Here is a 19,531-nt window from a genome sequence, read left to right as displayed (position 1 = left end):
TTCTGAAAAAATATTACCATATTGCGTTATAATATGCAAATTTATTTTCTTATCCGGAGCGTTTTCTTTCATCTCCGGGCAGGCAGGAACGTTCCCGGATCGGTATGACGGTATTGCGGAGGTGGAAACGATCGGGAATGGCCGTCGCGACAGGGACGGAATCAGAAAAAGGGAGCGGAGGATCACAGGGATCCCCGCTCCCGTTCGTCGCGATCACAATTCCCGGCGGAACGCGAGTGCTTTGGCACTCGTCCACGCCCGCCATCCCGCTTCCGGTCGCCCGGTGTTCTCAGAAGGCGATATCCCGGATCGCGAAATTCCTGCCGTCACTCCCCATGTCGCTTCTAATTGATATTCAGCTTCCAGGAGTCTCCGGTCACCTTCGCGCTGCAGTTGAAATAGACCGTCCTGAAGTTCTTCCCGTCGGGGCATCCATCGTGTTCGTAATACTTGAAGGCGTTGCTGACGACATTCCGGCGCGCCCACCCTTCGCTCCTCTTGTGGACGACCTTGCCGCCGGACTCGACGTAGTAGTAGATCCTCTTCTTGGGATGGTGGGGAACATTGATCGTACGCTCACCCGACGCGTCCACGATCCACCAGCCCTGACAGCACCACGAGCCCTCGTTGACATCGTAATAGAGCAACGCTACCGATATCTTCTTGTCTCTGTAGTTGTCCAGGGTGACAGGGATGGCCTCCGCCGTTCGCGACATCCCCAGAACGCCAAGACCGGCAAACAGTATCGCCGCGAAAATTCCAAACACCCGTCGTATCTCCGTCATTTCTCTCTCCTCCTGTCAATAAAAACCACATCCATCAGTTCGCGCGCCGTTACGGTCACGCGTCCGCTCCCCCACGACACGACGTCGCCATCGGTGGTTACCGAACGGAACAGCTCCGGATTCCTGAGATCGGAATACCGCGCCGTATCCAGCTTGCGGCTCATATCCACAACGATTACGCTACCGGTCTCCATTTCCACGAACAGTCTCCAGTCGTTCAACGGCACCACCGACGTGATGAAGGCCATCCTCCCTCTCCTTCCCCCCGCGCGACGTTCTCCGTCAGTCGACCTTTTTTCCGAGTCCGACCGTATCTCCGTCGAAGTCGATGCGGACCGTTCCCCCGCCGAATCCCTTGTTCAGGTAGAGCGAATCGTCCGAGGCGGTATCGCCATTCCCCGGCCCGAACAGCCCACCGTGACCGGCCGTCCGCGATCCCCACGCCGTGAAGCCTGGCGTCGCCCCGGCGCTCCACCCCGACGAAAAAAAGAACCGGCGTCCCGTTTCGCTCTGAATCAGAGGATACGGAACGCCGGTCGAACGGACTATACTCTTCCGGGGTGGTCTCAGGGGTGGATTTTCCGGAGCGCACCCTTCAGATTGCGGCGAGACGCGATTCCCAGCTTTCGGAAGATCGATTTCAGGTAATATTTCACGGTGTTCTCGGACAGGAAGAGCAGATCCGCGACTTCACGGTTGCTTCGGCCCTCGGTGACCAGCCGGGCTATCTCGTACTCGCGGAGGGTGAGGCCGTCAGGCCGATTTCCGCCCGGCCGCTGCCTGAGAAGCGCGTCTTTGCCCCGTGAATGCCGTTCTTTCAGGGCCAGGATTTCCGGACGCTTCTCCCTCCACGAGCGGTTCAGCGCACGCCCCAGGGTCGCACCCAGAAGGTCGGCGTTCTCCGCGAAAGGAACGATGAGTCCGTCGGGCAGCGCGAGATCCAGAGCGCGACACAACGTGTCTCCGCCCTCGTCTTCCCTTCCCATGCGGTGCTGCGTCACGGCGATGTCGATCGTCACGTACACCTCGGCCAGAAGACTCCGGTAACGCCGGGCGGCGGACAGAAATTCCTCTGAGCGCAACAAAAGCTCCCGCTCCCGCCCGGTCAGCAGCAGCAGACGTCCGTAGATCATGCAGGCGAACGGGAGCGCCGGAGAGAGCGTTTTCAGGAAATCGCCGCTGCGAAGCCATTCCGGGACGCCATCCGGTTCGTCGAGCAGAACGGCCATGAATCCCGTCGCCATGTCGGCGATGCGCCGGGAGAGCGCATACGCGGAGTTGTGGGCGTTGCGCTCCATGAGGGATCTGCCCGCGTCCCTGGCCGCGGCATCGCCCCGCAACAGGGCGATCCGCTGGAGCAGGAACGTCGCGCAGATGTACAGACTGTCCTGACTGCACCGCCTGGTGACGTCGAGCGCCTTCAGGGCCAGGGGCTCCGCGTCGTTGTCGCATCCGCGGTGGAACAGGGTTTCCGCGCGAAAGAGCAGATCGGCTCCGCTGCCGTTTCCCAAGGTCAGCGCATTGTAGCGGGGGATCCAGTAATCCATCTGTCCGATCTCGGAGTCCATCTTCCCGCAGGCGCTGTGGTACATTCCGAGAACGGACGGCCACCCGAAGGTCCACGGAGAGTCCGGACGGAAGAGGGTACTGTGCGTTTCGAGCAGCTCGAAGGCGCGCTGATGTCCCCTCCCCATACCCTCGATATCGTTGTAGAAACCGAAGGAGGCCGCCAGGGAAAGTTCTCCGAGAAGGGCGCGACGCTTCTCCTCTTCCATGTCGCAGGTCTCCAGGAGCTCCTTCATTTCGCTGCAAAGCCGTCCGTAGAGCGCCATATCCCCCAGGGTGAAGGCTTCGAAGGCGATGGAAATCATCGTGAAGGCGTGGTCGCGCCGGAGATCCGGGGGCGCGTTGTCCACGACGTCGCGCAGGATCGCCAGCATCCGCCCGGGGCTGGAGTCCAGTATGGCCCGGCTTATGTCGGCACAATGGAGGTCCAGGGACAGGATCGCCGGAAAATCCCTCAGGCGGTGGAAGAAATTCAGCGCCTGCGTCTTCTCGCCCCGACCCGCGCACCATTCTCCGGCCCGATGAAGGATCTCCCGGCGCAGCGGCTCCGGCTCCTCCGAAAGAGCCGAGCGCACGAAGTCCCACAGGATCGTGTGGGGGAAATATCGTCGGCTCGCGATATCGTAGCGGATGAACATCCCGTGGTTCAGGCGTTCGGCGAGCGTCTCCGGAAGGATGTCCACTCCGAGGAGGAAGCACGCCTGGTGGACGGTGAAGTTGTCGAAGGGCGAGAGCCGGAAGATCGCGTTCCGTTCCTCCCGGGAGAGCCCCCGCCAAAACAGCTCGTTCACGAGATCGTATATGCTCGACTTCCGCTCGAAGGAGCCCGTGCGGACAAAGCTTTCGAGCTGGAGATACAGGGCGGCGATCCACCCCTCGGAGTAGCTGTGGAGCCGGCGCATCTGCTCCGAATCGAGCTCCACCCCGGCCATGCGGTAGTACTCCCCGATCTCTTCCGCATTCAGGCAGAGATCCTCGTTCTCGATCCGGAGAACGTCCGAGTTGCTCAGGACGGCCAGTCCGCGGGACGGGAGCTGCTGCGTGAGGACGACGATCCTGAGTCCCTCGCCGCCGTGATCGACGAAGGCTCTCCAGACGGACGCGGGAAGGCTTTTCTGGATGAACTGGAAGTTGTCGCAGACGAGGTAGGTCTCGGTGTCGCACCGGAGATCCATCAGGACCTGGGCGACCTCTCCCTGGTTCTCTTCGACGGGGAGGCCGAGCCGCAACAGGCGCGCTCCCGCGCGGGGATCGATCGCGTCGATCTCGCGGCACAGGCGCAGCCATCCCGATGTGTGGGGTTCTTCGCTGGCCACGAACCATCGAATCACGTTCCCCTTCATTCCGGGGGTTCCGAAATGGTCCTGAATGGCCGTAGTCTTGCCCGCTCCGGACGGAGCCTCGACGAAGGTGGTGCGGAATTCCCGGATCCGTTGCAGCCTGTCCCTCAGCCGATCCGAACAGTAGTGAACCTGGGGACGGTATTCCTGCGAAACGATTTTCGGACACCTCTCCTTCTTGCGTACAGGGATTGCCCGGCGCGGAAGTACGCGATAGTCCGAAAAGGATCATACCATAAACCCGGAATGCGACCCCGTCATCGAAAAAAAGCGGGAGTCGTGCGGCGGAACGCGAACGGAAACGTCAGGTCAGATATCCAGTGGGACCTTGAAAATATCGAGCCACACGGAAGTGATGTGTTCGATCATCGCTTCCCGGGCACAGTGGGGATTGCGTTCCCTGAGGCACGAAAGAATTCCGATGTGATTCCGCAGGAGATTTTTCGATCCCTCGACGCTCCACTTGAAATAGAACTCCCGCTGTACGGAAATCTCGTCGTGTATCGAACTCCACATCCGTTCGAGCAACGCATGCCGCGCGATCCGGACCAGACCGCCGTGGAAACGGATGTGCGCCTGATACCGCATCGCGGGGTCAGGCGTATCGCACAACAGGGGTTCGAGTTCCTCGAACTCCTTTTCCGTGCCTCTCGCGGCCGCGTAGTAGGCGATCTGCCCTTCGACAAGGCATCTGGTTTCCATAAGCTCCTTGAAATTGACGTCCTCGAAAATGTATTCCTGCTTCCGGGCAAAGCGCAACAGATCCCTCGCGTTCTCCGAAAGGAAGGTTCCGCTGCCGGGTTTCGTCTCGACGATACGGCGACTCGCCAATACCTTTATCGCTTCCCTGATGCAATTCCTGCTTACGTCGAACTGACCGGCCAACGCTATTTCCCCTGGAATCCTCGTCCCGGGGGACCATTCTCCGGTCTCGATGGCGTCGTAAAGCTGGGCGAGGATGTTTTCATGAAGCGTTGTGCGCGCGACGGCTTTGAACATCGGATATCCTCTCTTCTGTCGAGAGATCTGGAGCGGGAATCGAGGATATATAAAAAATACTCTTCTGTCAACCTGCTTTGCCGAATTGCCAACAATGAAGCCTCATTGATAATTCTAATATATAAAAAAACAATACGCAGCGTTATGCCGCGTATTGTTTTTAATTTATAAATATAAAAAAATTATTTACTACTCTCAATTATATCATCGATACTAAAATTTTGTATGCCTAATTTCTCAAGCGTCGTACCGCTGGAGAAATAGTCGACGCCATGAAGAAACGACGCCAATCCTACGACCAATTCCGCGATGGGGAGAGCGATTCCCGCTTTCGCCGCAAGCTGGACGAACGGGACGACGACGCCGGGGACATCTTCCGTTATGTAGCGACTTTTTATGCTCTGGCCAACCAAATCGAAATAGGGCGATTCCCCGCTATGCACATATTCATAAATATCAGCCGCGTCGTTCGTGCCGTAGTACATTTTTATTTGCGACAAACATTCCTGGAGTCTCAACCCGATTCCCGAGCCGGCTTTGACGCGCTCGATATCCATCGACTTCATCCGTTCCGATATTTCCGGCGTTATGCCGTCTATATAATGGCGGAATGTCTTTGAATTTAACTCAATCGCACCAAAATTCAAAAGCACGGGGAGCGGATGCAGCGTATAGTTGATATTATCGCAATCGATCGAAAGAAGACTGTCGGACGCAATGTATTCCACATAGCCGTCAAAAACATCGTTCATAACTTCTCGTACATATTCAGAGAATGAAAATGGCGAAGTTGCGATTTGAAGCTTCAGCTTCCTTTTATATACGGTGACCGTGTCGAATCCGGATATTCTGCACGCATACGGCATCGAGGCCGTTTCGGATATCGTTATCTTTCTGGAGACGCCGGCCTCGCGCATGATCTTCCTGAGCCTGAAGCCGGCGAAGTTCCCGGGGACCACCACGACGTTCTGTCCGTCCCGGAGGTGCGGGATCATTTTGCGGAAGATCGGTTCGTGCGCAAACGACGGCACGACGATCAGGACGAAATCGGCTCCCTTCATGGCTTCGTCGATCTTCATCGTGACGTTCGCGAGTCTGCCTCCGAGATTCATGTCTCCGCAGAGGCGGATTTCCGGACGTGCGACAAGTTTCCTGAAATCGTCGGTCGCTTCGAGGGGCTCCCACATCGTTACGGAGTACCCTTTCGCCGCTATTTGTGCACACCAGGCACGTGCGCCGTTTCCGCTTCCCAGCACCGCGAATGTGCATTCATGTTTCATTTTGCATTTTCACCTCTATAATATAAAATTATGTTATATATTTAGCAAAACAGATTCTAAAAGATCCGAATCGATGAGCGCGTAGTCGTTACCCGATTGTGTCGAGGTATCGATACGGCTCTCGCGAACGCGCTCGAGCGCGTCTTCTATGCATTCCACGTCGGCGCCCCTGATCTCGTTCGTCCGCGGACCCAAAACGACCGAACGGTACGGGTTCCGGCACAGTCGCGCGTTGCCGGCAAGCGGATGCGCGGGCAGGGCGTATCCGACATGGACTCTGCCGCGCACGAACGAAAGGACATCGAACGAGGATCCTTCCACCCGGGTGCAGTGTGGATAACGCTTCCACACCAGTGGATTGTTCGAAACGATCTCGGCAACCATTGGATCAGAAAACCGTCTGTTCCGAAATCTCCGCCGTGAGAGCGTTCAGGGCTTTCCGGAGAAGATCCTTGCGGATACGGAACTCGGCATCCGGTTTCTCGTCGGGAGCCCCCGCGGGATGCGGAATTGCGACTCCGCGTACGATGCGGTTCGCACCAACCGTAAGGGCGATCGACGGCACGGCGGTAATCAGGACGGCAGGCAGGCCGGTCCGTTCGATCTCGCGTTCGAGCGTTGCACCGCAACGCGTTCCGGTGCCTCAGGTCGATGTCAGAATGACCCCCTGAACGCCTTCGGCCTTGAAGGCTTCCCCTATTTCATGCCCGTACCGTTCGGCCGATCGCACGGCCGTGACGTTGCCGACCGTTACGGCGTAGAAATCGTGCAGTTTCCGGAACGCTCCGTCCCGCTCGAGGGACCTCGCGGCGTCAAGCGGAAGGACTCTGTCCGGATCCGCATTCGCCGGGACGGGGTCGTAACCTCCATGCGCAACTTCATAATCGCCGGCTTTGAGGTCGTCGAGGGACGCGATGGAATAGCGACACCATTTCGAGGCGTTGTGCGCTTCGATTCTATCCGGGTTCCCCCGCGGAACGATTCCGCCTTCCGTCGCTATGGCGATCAGCGCGCCTTTCATATCGGCGACGGGTTTCGCGGGAGGAACGCGATCGAATGTCGGCATCGGAAGTTCCGTCGTGAACGGCGCCCCGCGAAGTTTCGCGACGAGCATGTCCACGGCTCGTTTCGACCCTCTCCGGTCGGAGCGGACGTTGATGCGGATCCCCCTCGGAATGTACCCCTCTTCCGCCGGGAGTCCCACCGGTTCGTCGCCGAGCAGCTTATCGGCGATGCGGACCATCTTTTCGGCGGCATGTCCGATATCTCTGGCGGAATCCTTCGTCTCGACGATGTAGACGTTCCTCCGGGCGATATCCACTCCGGGGTTGACCGGATGCATGGCGGCAATAACGGGAATCTTCAACTTCGTCGCAATCGCGTTGCACAGGTGACCGCACGCGGTGCCGTAGCGTCCGGCGGCAAAGGCGGGGCCGGCGATGAACAGGTCCGGTTCCTCGTTTTCGACCCATTCGATGACCTGCGCTTCAAGTTCTTCCAGATGTTCCGCGGCGAAATTGTCGCCGCAGATTATCGTCTTCCCGATCGCGTACCGTTTCCGGGTGAGAGTTTCGAACAACAGCCCGGGGCCGACGGGGCCGTCGGTTATTCTCGGTCCGACGTTCGCGCACTCTTCCCCGCCGATCCTGCCGAAATACTGGTTGATGTAGTGGACGACTCTGATCGTGTGCATGACGCTTCCCCCTTCCGCTTCAGACGGCTATGGTCGTAAGGTTTTCAATGCCGAGTTCGTTCGTGGATCCCATGATCCCGGCTATCTCGACCGCAACCGACCCGTCCGGAAGCAAACTCCCGGCGTGACCTCCGGTGATACGATCGACCGTCTCCAATACGCCTATGGTTCGCTCCATGGGGGGAAGAACGACGCGCTGGTTTCCATTCCCGTTCGTCACGACCGCATCCGCTTCGGGAGTGACATCGGCAAGCCCCTGCGACGCGCCGTCGGAGCCCGCGTACTCGTCCGTAACGAGGACGGTCCGGATGTCGTTTCGCTCGAGGTGCCGCGTGACGATCATCAGATCCGCCTCCGGATTGCCGCCGCCGTCTTCTGAAAGAATGACCCCCTGGGCGCCGAGCGTCTTCGCGAGCTTGAATACCTGCATGCCGTTGCGTTCCTTTTCGCTGAACGCGGTACGGACGGGTTCGAGGATGACTCCCATGAATACGAACGATTTTCCGTGTTGTTCGTACAGGTCCTCGACAATCGGATTGTTCTGCTGGTGGTAGGTGGTGTGCTTGTGGCACGGCGCCGCGCAGTTCCCGCTGACTACGGCTCCGTCCATGAATTCGGTCGGAGCCATGAAGACCGGCAGGCACCCCTGCGCGTTCAGTCCATAAATGTAGTTGTCGTGGAGCAGCCCTTCGGCGATGGCCTGACACACGTAGACGACCCGGGGCAGGGAAGGATCCATCGAGAAAAGTTCAGGCAGCGTTTGCACGGGGTATTCCGAAAATGAGTCCGCTTTCGCGTCTCGGGCCGCAAGCGCGAGATAGCGCGCGATTTTCACGCCGGCGATCCGGACGGCGCATTCGTGTTCGTGTTTTCCGAGGTCTTTCACGGGGCGGATACACAGCGCGACGATGCATTTCTTCGAGAAGACGCTGAATTCCGCCCCCCTTCCCGACATATCGATCAGCCCCTCCTGGAAGTTCACGAGCGGTCCCGTCGTGACGACCGCCGCACCGTCGAGGACGACGGTTGTTCCGACTCCGGCCCGGAAGTTCGCGTCGGAGAAAAATCCGGGGAACGTATCTCCACAATCGTCGGCTTTCGCGCGAGGCTCGATGACGTCCTTGACCGGAACGATGCGTACGCTCTCCCCCGGACGGGCGAGCTCGACATCGACCGCATCGATTCTGGGATCTTCGAGAACGGCCTTCCTGACCTCGTCCATGTCGACGAACAGGGTTCCATTCTCGACGCACGTCCGCGAACCGAACGCGACATTCCGTATCCTCACTCTGTTCAGGATCAATCGTTCCATGATCTCATCCTCCGGGATGTTTTCTTGTAAAGATATAAGTTTCACTTCATGCAACAAAAGAACCGCGAAAAAAAACGTCCGTTCCCGATCCGCACGGGAGAAGGACGAGGCCGGCTGCCTGGGATATAATGCCTCCAGCGGGAAGCTCCCGTCCGAAAGGAGGCCGATTCGGTGAAGACATCTCTTCCATCGACGGACGACGAAGCGATAGAAATCCGTGCCGGCAGGCGAATCAAGGAACTTCGGACCGCTAACAGGCTGACGATTCAGGCGCTGGCCGATATCGCCGGCATTTCGAAACCTCTCCTTTCAAAGATCGAGAACGGAAAGGTCGGTTCTCCGATATCCACGTATGCCAGAATCGCGCGGGCGTTGCACGCGGATATCGGAGATCTTCTCAGGTACGAAGAGGCGGTCAACTTTCTCGTCGTCCGTAAAAACGACCCGAAGCCGTCGCCCCGGAGAAAGATTCCGCACGGATACAGCTTCGAACTCCTGGGCGAACGGTGGCCCGCGAAAAAGTGGCATTCCTATATCCTCACCTACTCTCCGGCGGATTCCGCCGGAGAGCTCCCGAGCTTCACCCACGAGGGGGAGGAATTCCTTCTCGTTCTCGAAGGAGAGCTCGAGTTTCACTTCATGGAGCAGAAGGTGACGTTGCAGACCGGGGACTGCGTTTTCCTCGACGGCTCCTTCCCGCACGGGGGGCGGGCCACCGGGGAAAACAAGTGCGTCGCCCTTATGATAGAAACCCCCAGGTAGGAATATCCGGCCTCCCGATCGCCCCGACACGGGCTCCGGAAGGGGAACCCATGCCCGGGCGATCGTTCGTATCCGTTCTTTCTACTTGACGAGATTCTTGACGACGTCGTCGAAGAATTTCGCGCCGATGTCGTTCCGGAGTGCAGGCCAGACGACCTCCCGGGCCTTTTTCTCGAGCCTTTCGAGATCGGCCGGAGACATGTCGAGGACCGTGATCCTGTAGTCGCGAAGTTTCTGTTCGTTCGCCTTCTGATCGGCTTCCGCCACCGACATACGCTTGTTTTCCATTTCGGCGGCGACCTTCTGGACGAGCGTCTGGTCCTCTTTGGACAGGGATTCCCAGACATCCATGCTCATGATGAAATACCACTGCTCGAAGTGGGTATTTGCGGGGACGTAGTACTTGATGACATCCCGGAAGTTCGCGTAGTATCCTTCCGCGCCGGCCCCGTAGGCGCCATCGACGATGCCCGTCTGGATGGCCGTAAACGTTTCGGCGAAGGGCAACGGAGTCGCCTGATATCCGAAGGCTCCCGCGAGAAGCTCGAACGATTTCTGCGTCGGAATGCGCACTTTCATGTTTTTCGCGACGCTTGGATCCCCCGGTTTCTCCGGTTCCTTCACGAGGGCTATCCCCCCGAAATATACGGGCCATACGGCGAGAAGCTTGATGTTCTGTTTCGCGAGCAGGTCCGCGGCCGTTTTCATCAGCGGAGCGCCGGTCGTGTAGTTCTTCTTCACTCCATCCCAGTCCTTGACGAGGTACGGAAAGTTCAGGATCTGGAGGCGCTTGTCCGCCGTCGTTCCGATCGGCTCGATCGCCATCTCGATGGATCCAACGCCGACGCGTTCCTGGACGACCGTATAGTCCCCAAGCTGTCCCGCGTTGAATATGTCGATTTTTATGCGTCCGTTCGATTCCTTGTTGAGTTTTTCGACGAACCATGTGACATCTTTGTCGATTGCGGTGTCCGCAGGACGAATGTGCGATATTTTCCATGTATAGGAATTTCCCGCCGCAAATGCCGTACCAATCGTAGCCATGAGACAGACGAACATCAAAAAGACGACAAGTTTCTTCATATCGCAAAACCCCCTTTGATATAGTGTATATATTCCTTACGCCTTGCGGCAAAAGGTCAATAAATAATTTATATATATTTCAACGAAACTTCCTATACATACCCCATGAGCCTCGGAAGCCATAAGGCCAGGTCGGGCCAAAAGGTGGTAAGGAACACGACCGGAATGTATCCGAAGAGGATGAACGTCATTGCGGGAGGAAGGATTTCCATGAAATCGACCTTTCCGATCCGCATTCCGAGATACAGGATGCTGGCATAGGGAGGCGTGACGCCGCCCATCGCGAGGTTGACGCCGACGATCGCCGCGAAGTGGATCGGACTGACTCCTATGGCCTGGACGAGCGGCAGGAGAAGCGGCGCGGTCAGGATGATCCCCGTGAGATCGTTGACGATCATCCCTATGAAGAACATGAGAAAGTTCAGGAGAATGAGGATTACCGTGCGATCCTGCGTGACCCCGAAGATACCCTTCACGAGCGCCTGCGGAACCCTGAGCAGCACGAACGTCTGGCTCAGCATCAGGCTGAACATGATCATGACCATGATCGCTCCGACGGATGTCGCCGATTCTTTGGCGACTCTGCAGAAGGTTTTGACGTTCAGGCCCCTGTACACGAAGAATCCGATTGGAAGCGAGTAGACGACGGCCGTTGCCGCCGCCTCGGTCGGAGTCATGATTCCCCCGTAGATTCCGCCGAGGATCAGAACCGGCATGAAGAGCGCGGGAAGGGCCATTCTCGTCCTCGTCGAAAATTGCCGGATCTTTTCGTCGAACGAGACCTTCGGTTCGAGAACGAGCGGAAAGCGCCGGGCCCATATGAGGTTGATTATCGAGAAAAGAATGGTGATAATCACGCCGGGGATAAGCGTCGAGAGAAAGCACGCGAGAATGGATGTCTCGGTGACCCATCCGTAAACGATCATCGTGACGCTCGGGGGGATAAGCAGGCCGAGAATTGACGAGTCGGTGACGAGGGCGGTCGCATATCCCTTCGGATAGCCTATCTTCGTCATTTTGGGAATCAGGATCGGCCCCGTCGCCGCGACTCCGGTGAAACCGCTGCCCGAAATCGCCCCGATGATTGCGCACGTAATCGCCGCGACGCACCCCATGCCGCCGCGAATTCGTCCGACGAAAACATCCACCCACTGGAGGAGATGCTGTGCTATCCCGCTTTCGCTCATCAGACTGCCGGCGAAGATAAACAGGGGAACGCACAGCAGAACTGGGCTGAGGATCTGCTGGAGCCCCCACATCATCATTCCCTTCATCGTAACGTTTCCCGCCACGCTCATGTAGAAAAGAGCGCCGCCGAAGCAAAAGGGCACCGCCACGCCGACCGACATCAACGCGACGAGAACGGCCAGAGCAACGGTCACTGTTGAAATCATGGGATACGCCTCCTAGATCTGCTTGTCAGCGAGAGCGATTTCTTCGTTTCTGGACTCCGCGGCAATATTCAGATTGTCGACGAGTTCGACCACCGTATAGAGAAGCATCATGGCCAAGCCAACAAAGACGATCATCTCGGCGTAAATCATCGGGATATACAGAGTCGAACTTTCTTTTTGGATCCGGAGGGCGTATTTCAGGTAATCGTATCCCCAGTAGGTGAGCCAGGAGAGAATCAGGATCGATAACGACGACGCCACGGCGCGGACGATATATATCGTTCGTTTCTTCGTGAACACGATTTCGAGAACGCGCGCATAGATCTGGCTTTTTTCGAAGGATGCGTGAACCGCTCCAATAAAATAGAGCCACGCCGTGGGGAACATCAGAAGCTCTTCAATACCCATCAATGGGGCGCGGAATACGTAGCGCAGGAGGACCTGAACAAAAACTAGGAGAGAGACGCCTGTCAGAAGGACAATGAGTATGCCACTCTGTATCCTGTCCATCCATGACCGAAGCTTCGAGAAGAACGTCCGCTCAGACAAGAGCCATCCCGTCCTTTCGAACCCGGCCACTCCGTACGGACCGCACGGAAGAGACGAATCACGTAAAGAAATCCCTGAGATTCACCTTGTGATCGAAAATGATCGATGCTTTTTGACTTTCGAAAAAAAATGACACTGTGCATTCTCCTCCTTTCCCTGGTACCTGAAAAAACCTGTAGGATATTTGAACAAATCGTTTCGCGAAAGGTACCACAGGGGAGGGATGCGTGTCAAGGATTATGAAACAAGTTTCTTAAAGTGAACCATAAACGAGGAGGCTTCGATCCGGCGTGAAAGCCTGCACGCAAGATTCGCCCCTTTCGGGTATAATTTTTAAAAATGGTACTGTTTTCATACCCGAAAGGGTGCGATTTCTATGCCGACAACGGATCTCGCGGGGTCGCTCGCCGATACGGTCAAACAAATGCGAAAGCGTCTGAAACTCTCACAGGCCACGGCCGCCGAACGTGCCGGCGTCGGGCTGCGTTTTTTTCGCGAGCTCGAGGCGGGAAAACCGACGCTCCGGATGGACAAGGTCAACGCCGTGCTCTTCCTGTTCAGTTTGCGACTCGGTCCGGTCCCGCTGGAACCTCCCGCCGAAAGCGCCGAAGACGCGTCATTCGGGGAAGGGCGACGTCCGCTATGACAACGGTCCTGTGACGCTGCCACGTGCCGATGTTCGGCAAGGAGGCCGGATCCTCTTGAAGACGTTCGGGCGCTGCCTCGGGCGCCACGAACCGATTGAAGGGGACGCACCACACCCGCTGCCCGCGGGCGCTCATGCCACGAATTTTCTGAAACGAATTCCGACGCCGTTTGTCGCTATAGCGGCGTCTTTTCCATTTCGATCATTCGGATCGCGAAGCTGCCGACGCGTTCGTCAATCTCCCCAAGACGGACATATCCAAGCCTTCGGTAAAACTCTACAGCCGCACTGTTCGCCTGAAGGCGCAAGCGCTTCAGCCCGCCGTCGCGGGCAATCTCTTCGACACGCTGCATCAACGCGCCGCCGATTCCCCTTCCATGTCGGTCCATGCGAACGAACACGTTCCGGATCCGATCCCTCTCAAGCGTCGCCGTCCCGGCGATCCTCGTCCCTTCAACCGCCACGTACATCTCGCCGTTGCGCGCGTACTCCCGAATCAGGTCCGGCGAATAGAAGGAAGCCAGCTCCTTCGCGGCACCCTCGCCGTACTCGCGGACGTTGACCAGCAAAAGATTGTCGGTCACGAGTCGGGCGACATGGCCTGCGTCTTCGTCCGCGAAACGGCGAATTGCGAAGATGTTCGCCGACATCCACGTGATCTCGTCCGCCGCATCCGGCTGTTCTCCACAGATGGAGAAACCCGCCTTCCGATAGAAGGGAACCGCATTGCGGCTGCTGGGGACATGAAGGAGTTCTACCCCCGCGTCCCGGGCCGCCAGCAGGATATGCCCCATGAGAAGACCGCCTATCCCGCGCCCGTGCAGATCGGGCCGGACGAAAAACTGCGAGACGCAATATTTCGGTTTTCCTTTGTCGCCGAAATCCGCCAGCCCTCCGCTCGCGACAATTCCGTCCGCATCTTCGACCACGAAGATCCGCTTCCACGCCATCTGTCGCCTGAGCCAATCCGGCGTCACCTCTCCCCTGAACCGGGAGACGACGGCGGGAGAATGGTGCTGCGACATGACTCCATCCCAGTTCCGAAGCATGATCCCGACGACCTCCGGAATATCGCGATCCTCGATCGGACGAATATTCATTCCCTATGCCTCCAATCTGTTGTAGTATTTCCCGGCGAAACTGACGCTCGCGGACACGGTCGGAAAGATGCGAAAGCGCCGAAGACGCGTCATTCGGAAAGGATCGGATTCTTGCGTCCATCGGAGAGGGCTTCTTTCCCGAAGCGATGGTCCGCAACTATCGGGACCTCGTCCGCGAGAGGGCCGTTCGGTTGGGAATAGATGAGAGCTTTCCGATCGCCGTGCGAGCATTGTCCGCACACCTTCCGAAACGTCCCTGCCGTCTCACTTCATATGGCTTTTCAGAAAACGCATCGGATCGTGGAAATACAGGTCAAGTTCTTTCATCGTTTCGGACGTGTAGCTGCGCTTTCCGCCGTCGTCAATGCGCTTCCGGATTTCCAGATGCACGTGACACGCGGGAAATCGGGACCTCCGCTGCTCGTCCTTGCTGAACAACCGTGCAATGCACGTAGTTTCGTCGACGATGTCGCCCGGCTTCACCCGCATGTCCACAACATGATAGTAGCCGGAGTAGAAGATATCGCCGTTTTTCAGGCGATGCCGGACCAGTACGGCCCTGTTCGGAAATTCGCCGACGAAACCGACGACTCTTCCCTTTCCGACGGCATAGACCGGTTCGGAAGGTACCCCCACCAGATCGAGCCCGGAATGCAAATGCCCCCTCCGGTACGCTCCGTAGCCGTCGTGTGCGCGAAGTCGTATGGAACGCATCGAGCGCCGGTCGTCCGAAAGAAACGGACTGAAGAGGCGCACGCAGACCGGTGCCTCCTTCGCGTTTTCTTCACGGGCATCGACGGAGATGGGAGCGAGGAGAAGATGCAGAAGAGCCAATGCGACGACGGAATACCCGACGAACGCGCAATCGGGCGACCGCCGTCGGCAAGCGTGCGGGAAGGAGATTCCGATCATCCGGGAAACGCTCCCTTTCTTCCGATGTGTCCCCGTATGAACGCGCAGATTTCCTCCATCGCCCGCGTCGCTTCGGGAAACAGGGGGGCGCACAAGGGGTAGCAATGGAAGAGTCCCTGCCCGATCCGCAGCGCGACGTCAACACCGGCCTCTTTCGCCCGTTCGGCGAAGCGGATCGAGTCGTCGAGGAGGATTTCGTCGCTTCCGGCGAACAGGAGCAGCGGCGGAAGGCCGCGAAGGTCCGCGCAGAGCGGCGAGATCAGCGGATCCGCGGGATCGTGTCCGGCGGCGTAATGCGCGCTGAACGCGGTCCACGTCCCTTTCGGCGAGAGGCATCGGCCCGCGTTCGTCCGGTACGAGTCTCCCCTGCACGCGAGGTCGGTCCACGGAGAGAGCGCGACGGCCGCCGACGGAAGGGCGACGCCCCGATCCCGAAGCGCGACGAGTGTCGCGAGGCAGAGCCCTCCGCCTGCGGAATCCCCGGCGAAAACGACCCGTTCCGGCGAAACGCCCTGCGAGAGCAGCCACTCATACGCCGCGACCGAATCGTCGAGAGCGGCGGGATACGGATGCTCCGGCGCGAGACGATATTCGAAGAGCAGGGCTCCGATGCTGCTCCCCGCGACGAATTTCGAAACGTGGATCCTGTGGTCCGAACACGAACCGGAAACGTACCCTCCGCCGTGAAAGAAAAGGATCGCGGCGTCCTTCGGCGCCCCGGAGGGAAGGATCCATTCGGCCGCAAGACCTCCGGCGGAAACGGGTTCGATATCGATCCCCGGAGGCATCGAGCCGAACCGGGCGGCGCCCGCTTCGCACTCACGGCGGAAACGGACGATCGAGTCGTGCGCCGTCCAGTCGACGGCGTCCCTCTTCGGGCGAAAGCGGAACAGGTGACGGTTTCGGAGCAGGAAGACGAGGAATCGTGCGCGCAGACTGGGCATGTGAAGTCTCCTTTTCACGGGTTGGCGAGCGTATGAAACACCTTCACGGCGTCTCCGTCAACTTCGGGGATCCCGCTTCGTGGCGTATACTCGTGACGCGGCGTTGCGCCGCGACGACGGGTCCGTCCCGAGACGGACCGTCCGGAGGAGAATCCCGTGACGAATACGAAAAAGATCGCCGAAACGAAAACGTCGCCGCCGACCGAGAGGGAGAAGATGCTTGCGGGGAAACCGTACATTTCTTCGGGGCCGGAGCTTTTCGGCGCGCGGCAGGCCGCGAAGGAGCTTCTGTTCGACTTCAACGCGCTGCGGCCGGGGCAGGTGGAGGAACGCAACGCGATCCTGCGACGGCTCTTCGGGCGCATCGGCGAAACATTCTTCGTCGAACCGCCCTTCCGCTGCGACTACGGGTCGAACATCGTCATCGGCGAGAACTTCTACGCGAACTACGACTGCGTCATCCTCGACTGCGCCGTCGTCACGATCGGCGACAACGTGCTCTTCGGCCCCGGCGTCCACGTCTACACGGCCGGACACCCCGCGCATCCGGAGCCGCGAAACGCGGGGATCGAATACGCGATGCCCGTGACGATCGGAAACAACGTCTGGCTCGGCGGCGGCGTCATCGTGACGCCCGGCGTGACGATCGGCGACAATGCCGTGGTCGGAGCCGGAAGCGTCGTCACGCGGGACGTCCCCCCGTCGGCGATCGCGGCCGGGAACCCGTGCAGGGTGTTGCGCGCGATCACCGACGAGGACCGGAAGTTCTACTTCCGGCGTCTGCCGCTCGAAGAACCTTCCCTGTAGCCTCGCTCCATCAGCGGGTCAGCGCGGGTTCGAGGAACCTGACCGTCCCCTCGTCTGCATCCATCTCGGCCGTGACGCCGAACGGCAGCGTGAGGTTGATGTCGCCGTGCCCCGCGTGAAGCCCTTTCATGATCGGTTTGCCGAGCGGGACCAGGATATCCCGGACGACGTCGTCGAGCGTCTGGGATCCTTCGGGAGCCACGCAGTCCACGAAGTCGCCGAGGATGAACCCCGCGACGCCGTCGAGCTTTCCGGAGTTGCGGAGCTGCGTGAGCATCCGGTCGATCCGGTAGACCTTCTCTCCGACATCCTCGATGAACAGGATCTTGCCCCGGACGTCGACTTCCCACGGCGTTCCCATGAGCGTGCCGATCATCGTGAGGTTCCCGCCGGCGAGCGGCCCCCGCGCGCGTCCGCCGACGACCCGTTCGAGCGCTTTGACCGTCGTCAGCGGTCCGGGAAGCGCATCCGGGTCTTCGAGCAGCCGGTGCATCCAGCGCATCCAGCCGAAGAGCCCCGCAAGTTGCGGGTCGCCGCCAGCCAGCGAGCGCAGCGATGGAATGACCATCGGGCCGTGGAACGTGACGAGGCCGCACGTGCCGTTCAGGAACGAATGGATCGCGGTGATGTCGCTGTAGCCGATGAAGACCTTCGGGTGCGGCGCGATCCGTGCCGGGTCGAGAAATGGCAGGACGCGCTGCGAGCCGTAGCCTCCGCGGAGGCACAGGATACCGTCGATCTTCGGATCTTCGAAGGCGCGGTTGAGTTCCTCCGCCTTTTCCCTGTCGGACGTTCCGGAAAGGTAGCCGCGCGATTCCCGCGTCGACGGGTACAGCACTGGCTCGTAGCCGAACTGCTCGACCAGGACCTTCACGGATCGTTCGATGTCCGCCTGGGTCGACGGGCTCGCGAGGGCGATCACGGCCACGCGGCTGCCGGGCCCGAGCGGCGCGGGAAGCCGTATCTGCCGGTGTGCCGCCGGAGGTTCCGCACCCGCCGCGGCCGGGGAGGACCGCGGGCGGTCCGGGACGAACGAATCGAACCACGTCCGTGCGGAAAGAAGCGACGGCATGAACGTCCCGCGATGGTTCACGGCTCCGACGTCCACCGCTTCGACCGGAGCGCCGGCGCGTTTCATCCGGGCCTGCGTCTCGAGCGCGAGGTCGTGGGGAACGAGGGTATCCTTCGTGCCGTAGTACAGTCGGACGGGCGCTTTCGGGGTCCAGCCGTCGACGTCGTTGAGCGCGAGGAGCCGGCAGATCGGGTGCGTCCCTCGCCCCATGGCGCGCAGGAACGCCCCGGTGAAGACGGACGATTGCTCGGGCGGAAAGCTCTTCGCGACCTCACGGGCGCCGGACGTTCGGCCGTAGAGCAGATTGTCGGCCTTTCGCGCCCAGCCGGGAAGGAAGGCGTCTGCGCCCGCGATTCCGTAGATATCCGAATAAGAGATGATAACCTTCGCCATGAGGGCGGGCGCGAAGGGATCGCCGTCGCGGAGCCACAGCCGCCAGCACGGAAGCAGCCGGTACGGGCCGGAAATCGGCGCCGAGGCCGTGACGGGAACGCCACCCCCGCTTTCGAGAAGGCGATGCATCGCCATCGTCGCGTGCCCTCCCTGCGAGAGCCCCGTCAGGAAGAGACTCCCGGAGAGCGGCACGCCGAGATCGGCGCACAGCCGCCGCGTGGCCTCCAGGAGATGGACCCCGGCCGAGGCTTCGGTCGCCGCATGAAGAAACGGGTGCCGGGCGAGGGAATGTCCCTGGCCGATGTAATCGGGAAGCGTCACGACGTAGCCGTAGGCCGCGAAGACGTGGAGCATCGCCGTGGCTTCGCCGCTCCGGAGCATCGACGGCGCGGCGAGCGGATCGAGGATCGTTCCCTGCTGGTACGACACCCACGGCCGCGGTCCGGAGAGCATCGGAATCATCACGAGCCCGGACGCGACGGCCGGTACGCCGTCGACGTCCCTCGTGGCGTACTCAACCGCATAGAGCCGGACGCCGTTTTTCGCCGGGCCGAGGGCTTTCACGTCCCCCGCGACGGACGGAGTCATGACGGGGGCGAACTCCTGCCTGACGGTGAGCGCGTTCGCGTCGATCCATTCGCGCGAATACTCCTTCAGGAACTCCGTCCGGACGACGCTCCCATCCGGCGCCGCCGCGACCGGAACGACCGGAACCGCAAGCCAGACAATAACCGCGAGCGGAAGAATCCACGCCGTCCGCATCCGTCCGAATCCCGAACATCTCCGCATCGAATCGCCTCCCAGGAATTGTCGACAGTCTCTTCCCGCACAGGATACCACGACCGACGGACAACGGAAAAACGCCCCGGGACGGCGAATTCCCCCGAGATCCGG

General features: G+C 59.6%; 18 protein-coding genes. 3 read left to right on the top strand and 15 right to left on the bottom strand.

Annotation, left to right across the window (positions count from 1 at the left end):
• Positions 1-344 precede the first annotated feature (344 nt).
• The 8 genes from ACZ5IU_RS07495 to ACZ5IU_RS07460 all read right to left on the bottom strand — a co-directional run bounded on the left by ACZ5IU_RS07495 (position 345) and on the right by ACZ5IU_RS07460 (position 8,975).
• A complete protein-coding gene (locus ACZ5IU_RS07495; RefSeq protein ID WP_464421570.1) occupies positions 345-785 on the bottom strand; it encodes a hypothetical protein in 441 nt (146 codons plus the stop codon).
• Positions 782-1,033 carry a DUF2442 domain-containing protein gene (locus ACZ5IU_RS07490; RefSeq protein ID WP_464421569.1) on the bottom strand — a complete coding sequence of 84 codons (252 nt, stop codon included), beginning with the start codon at positions 1,031-1,033 and terminating at the stop codon, positions 782-784. The genes ACZ5IU_RS07495 and ACZ5IU_RS07490 overlap by 4 nt, the downstream gene beginning before the upstream one ends.
• Before the next feature lie 318 nt (positions 1,034-1,351).
• Positions 1,352-3,682 carry a LuxR C-terminal-related transcriptional regulator gene (locus ACZ5IU_RS07485; RefSeq protein ID WP_464421568.1) on the bottom strand — a complete coding sequence of 777 codons (2,331 nt, stop codon included), beginning with the start codon at positions 3,680-3,682 and terminating at the stop codon, positions 1,352-1,354.
• Between the two features lie 318 nt (positions 3,683-4,000).
• Complete coding sequence (locus ACZ5IU_RS07480) at positions 4,001-4,690, bottom strand: FadR/GntR family transcriptional regulator (protein ID WP_464421567.1); 690 nt, start codon at positions 4,688-4,690, stop codon at positions 4,001-4,003.
• A gap of 182 nt (positions 4,691-4,872) precedes the next feature.
• Complete coding sequence (locus tag ACZ5IU_RS07475) at positions 4,873-5,946, bottom strand: NAD/NADP octopine/nopaline dehydrogenase family protein (protein ID WP_464421566.1); 1,074 nt, start codon at positions 5,944-5,946, stop codon at positions 4,873-4,875.
• Between the two features lie 57 nt (positions 5,947-6,003).
• Positions 6,004-6,354 (bottom strand): GrdX family protein, encoded by a 351-nt coding sequence (locus ACZ5IU_RS07470; RefSeq protein WP_464421565.1) that lies wholly within the window; start codon positions 6,352-6,354, stop codon positions 6,004-6,006.
• A gap of 4 nt (positions 6,355-6,358) precedes the next feature.
• Entirely contained in the window at positions 6,359-7,663 is a 1,305-nt protein-coding gene (locus ACZ5IU_RS07465; RefSeq protein WP_464421564.1) for a glycine/betaine/sarcosine/D-proline family reductase selenoprotein B, read from the bottom strand.
• Positions 7,664-7,682: 19 nt separating this feature from the next.
• Positions 7,683-8,975, bottom strand: coding sequence for a glycine/sarcosine/betaine reductase component B subunit (locus ACZ5IU_RS07460; RefSeq protein ID WP_464421563.1), 1,293 nt, complete (start codon positions 8,973-8,975; stop codon positions 7,683-7,685).
• 171 nt (positions 8,976-9,146) lie between these two features.
• Between ACZ5IU_RS07460 and ACZ5IU_RS07455 the strand changes: the two genes are divergently transcribed.
• A complete protein-coding gene (locus ACZ5IU_RS07455; protein WP_464421562.1) occupies positions 9,147-9,737 on the top strand; it encodes a helix-turn-helix domain-containing protein in 591 nt (196 codons plus the stop codon).
• 81 nt (positions 9,738-9,818) lie between these two features.
• Here ACZ5IU_RS07455 and dctP read toward each other — a convergent pair whose 3' ends face one another.
• From dctP to ACZ5IU_RS07440, 3 genes are all read right to left on the bottom strand, one after another.
• Positions 9,819-10,820 carry a TRAP transporter substrate-binding protein DctP gene (gene dctP / locus ACZ5IU_RS07450; RefSeq protein WP_464421561.1) on the bottom strand — a complete coding sequence of 334 codons (1,002 nt, stop codon included), beginning with the start codon at positions 10,818-10,820 and terminating at the stop codon, positions 9,819-9,821.
• 92 nt (positions 10,821-10,912) lie between these two features.
• Entirely contained in the window at positions 10,913-12,214 is a 1,302-nt protein-coding gene (locus tag ACZ5IU_RS07445) for a TRAP transporter large permease (RefSeq protein ID WP_464421560.1), read from the bottom strand.
• A gap of 12 nt (positions 12,215-12,226) precedes the next feature.
• Positions 12,227-12,763 (bottom strand): TRAP transporter small permease, encoded by a 537-nt coding sequence (locus ACZ5IU_RS07440; RefSeq protein WP_464421559.1) that lies wholly within the window; start codon positions 12,761-12,763, stop codon positions 12,227-12,229.
• Positions 12,764-13,139: 376 nt separating this feature from the next.
• Between ACZ5IU_RS07440 and ACZ5IU_RS07435 the strand changes: the two genes are divergently transcribed.
• A complete protein-coding gene (locus ACZ5IU_RS07435; RefSeq protein ID WP_464421558.1) occupies positions 13,140-13,409 on the top strand; it encodes a helix-turn-helix transcriptional regulator in 270 nt (89 codons plus the stop codon).
• 176 nt (positions 13,410-13,585) lie between these two features.
• On the opposite strand, the gene ACZ5IU_RS07430 is transcribed toward ACZ5IU_RS07435, so the two are convergent.
• The 3 genes from ACZ5IU_RS07430 to ACZ5IU_RS07420 all read right to left on the bottom strand — a co-directional run bounded on the left by ACZ5IU_RS07430 (position 13,586) and on the right by ACZ5IU_RS07420 (position 16,365).
• Positions 13,586-14,509: a GNAT family N-acetyltransferase gene (locus tag ACZ5IU_RS07430; RefSeq protein WP_464421557.1), complete on the bottom strand. Its 924-nt coding sequence runs from the start codon at positions 14,507-14,509 to the stop codon at positions 13,586-13,588.
• 264 nt (positions 14,510-14,773) lie between these two features.
• Entirely contained in the window at positions 14,774-15,421 is a 648-nt protein-coding gene (locus ACZ5IU_RS07425; protein ID WP_464421556.1) for a M23 family metallopeptidase, read from the bottom strand.
• Positions 15,418-16,365: an alpha/beta hydrolase gene (locus tag ACZ5IU_RS07420; RefSeq protein ID WP_464421555.1), complete on the bottom strand. Its 948-nt coding sequence runs from the start codon at positions 16,363-16,365 to the stop codon at positions 15,418-15,420. The genes ACZ5IU_RS07425 and ACZ5IU_RS07420 overlap by 4 nt, the downstream gene beginning before the upstream one ends.
• Before the next feature lie 156 nt (positions 16,366-16,521).
• Here ACZ5IU_RS07420 and ACZ5IU_RS07415 point away from each other — a divergent pair, with 156 nt between their 5' ends.
• Complete coding sequence (locus ACZ5IU_RS07415; protein WP_464421554.1) at positions 16,522-17,172, top strand: sugar O-acetyltransferase; 651 nt, start codon at positions 16,522-16,524, stop codon at positions 17,170-17,172.
• A 10-nt stretch (positions 17,173-17,182) separates the two neighbouring features.
• Here ACZ5IU_RS07415 and ACZ5IU_RS07410 read toward each other — a convergent pair whose 3' ends face one another.
• Positions 17,183-19,426, bottom strand: coding sequence for a S66 peptidase family protein (locus ACZ5IU_RS07410; protein WP_464421553.1), 2,244 nt, complete (start codon positions 19,424-19,426; stop codon positions 17,183-17,185).
• Positions 19,427-19,531: the final 105 nt, after the last annotated feature.

The sequence above is a fragment of the Lactivibrio alcoholicus genome, assembly GCF_055390895.1.
This window is presented reverse-complemented; position numbering and strand designations above follow the sequence as displayed.

Coding starts and splice junctions, on each gene's coding strand:
- ACZ5IU_RS07495 (WP_464421570.1), bottom strand. CDS start 785: ATGACGGAGATACGACGGGTGTTTGGAATTTTCGCGGCGATACTGTTT.
- ACZ5IU_RS07480 (WP_464421567.1), bottom strand. CDS start 4,690: ATGTTCAAAGCCGTCGCGCGCACAACGCTTCATGAAAACATCCTCGCC.
- ACZ5IU_RS07445 (WP_464421560.1), bottom strand. CDS start 12,214: ATGATTTCAACAGTGACCGTTGCTCTGGCCGTTCTCGTCGCGTTGATG.
- ACZ5IU_RS07470 (WP_464421565.1), bottom strand. CDS start 6,354: ATGGTTGCCGAGATCGTTTCGAACAATCCACTGGTGTGGAAGCGTTAT.
- ACZ5IU_RS07420 (WP_464421555.1), bottom strand. CDS start 16,365: ATGCCCAGTCTGCGCGCACGATTCCTCGTCTTCCTGCTCCGAAACCGT.
- ACZ5IU_RS07460 (WP_464421563.1), bottom strand. CDS start 8,975: ATGGAACGATTGATCCTGAACAGAGTGAGGATACGGAATGTCGCGTTC.
- ACZ5IU_RS07425 (WP_464421556.1), bottom strand. CDS start 15,421: ATGATCGGAATCTCCTTCCCGCACGCTTGCCGACGGCGGTCGCCCGAT.
- ACZ5IU_RS07430 (WP_464421557.1), bottom strand. CDS start 14,509: ATGAATATTCGTCCGATCGAGGATCGCGATATTCCGGAGGTCGTCGGG.
- ACZ5IU_RS07410 (WP_464421553.1), bottom strand. CDS start 19,426: ATGCGGAGATGTTCGGGATTCGGACGGATGCGGACGGCGTGGATTCTT.
- ACZ5IU_RS07435 (WP_464421558.1), top strand. CDS start 13,140: ATGCCGACAACGGATCTCGCGGGGTCGCTCGCCGATACGGTCAAACAA.
- dctP (WP_464421561.1), bottom strand. CDS start 10,820: ATGAAGAAACTTGTCGTCTTTTTGATGTTCGTCTGTCTCATGGCTACG.
- ACZ5IU_RS07490 (WP_464421569.1), bottom strand. CDS start 1,033: ATGGCCTTCATCACGTCGGTGGTGCCGTTGAACGACTGGAGACTGTTC.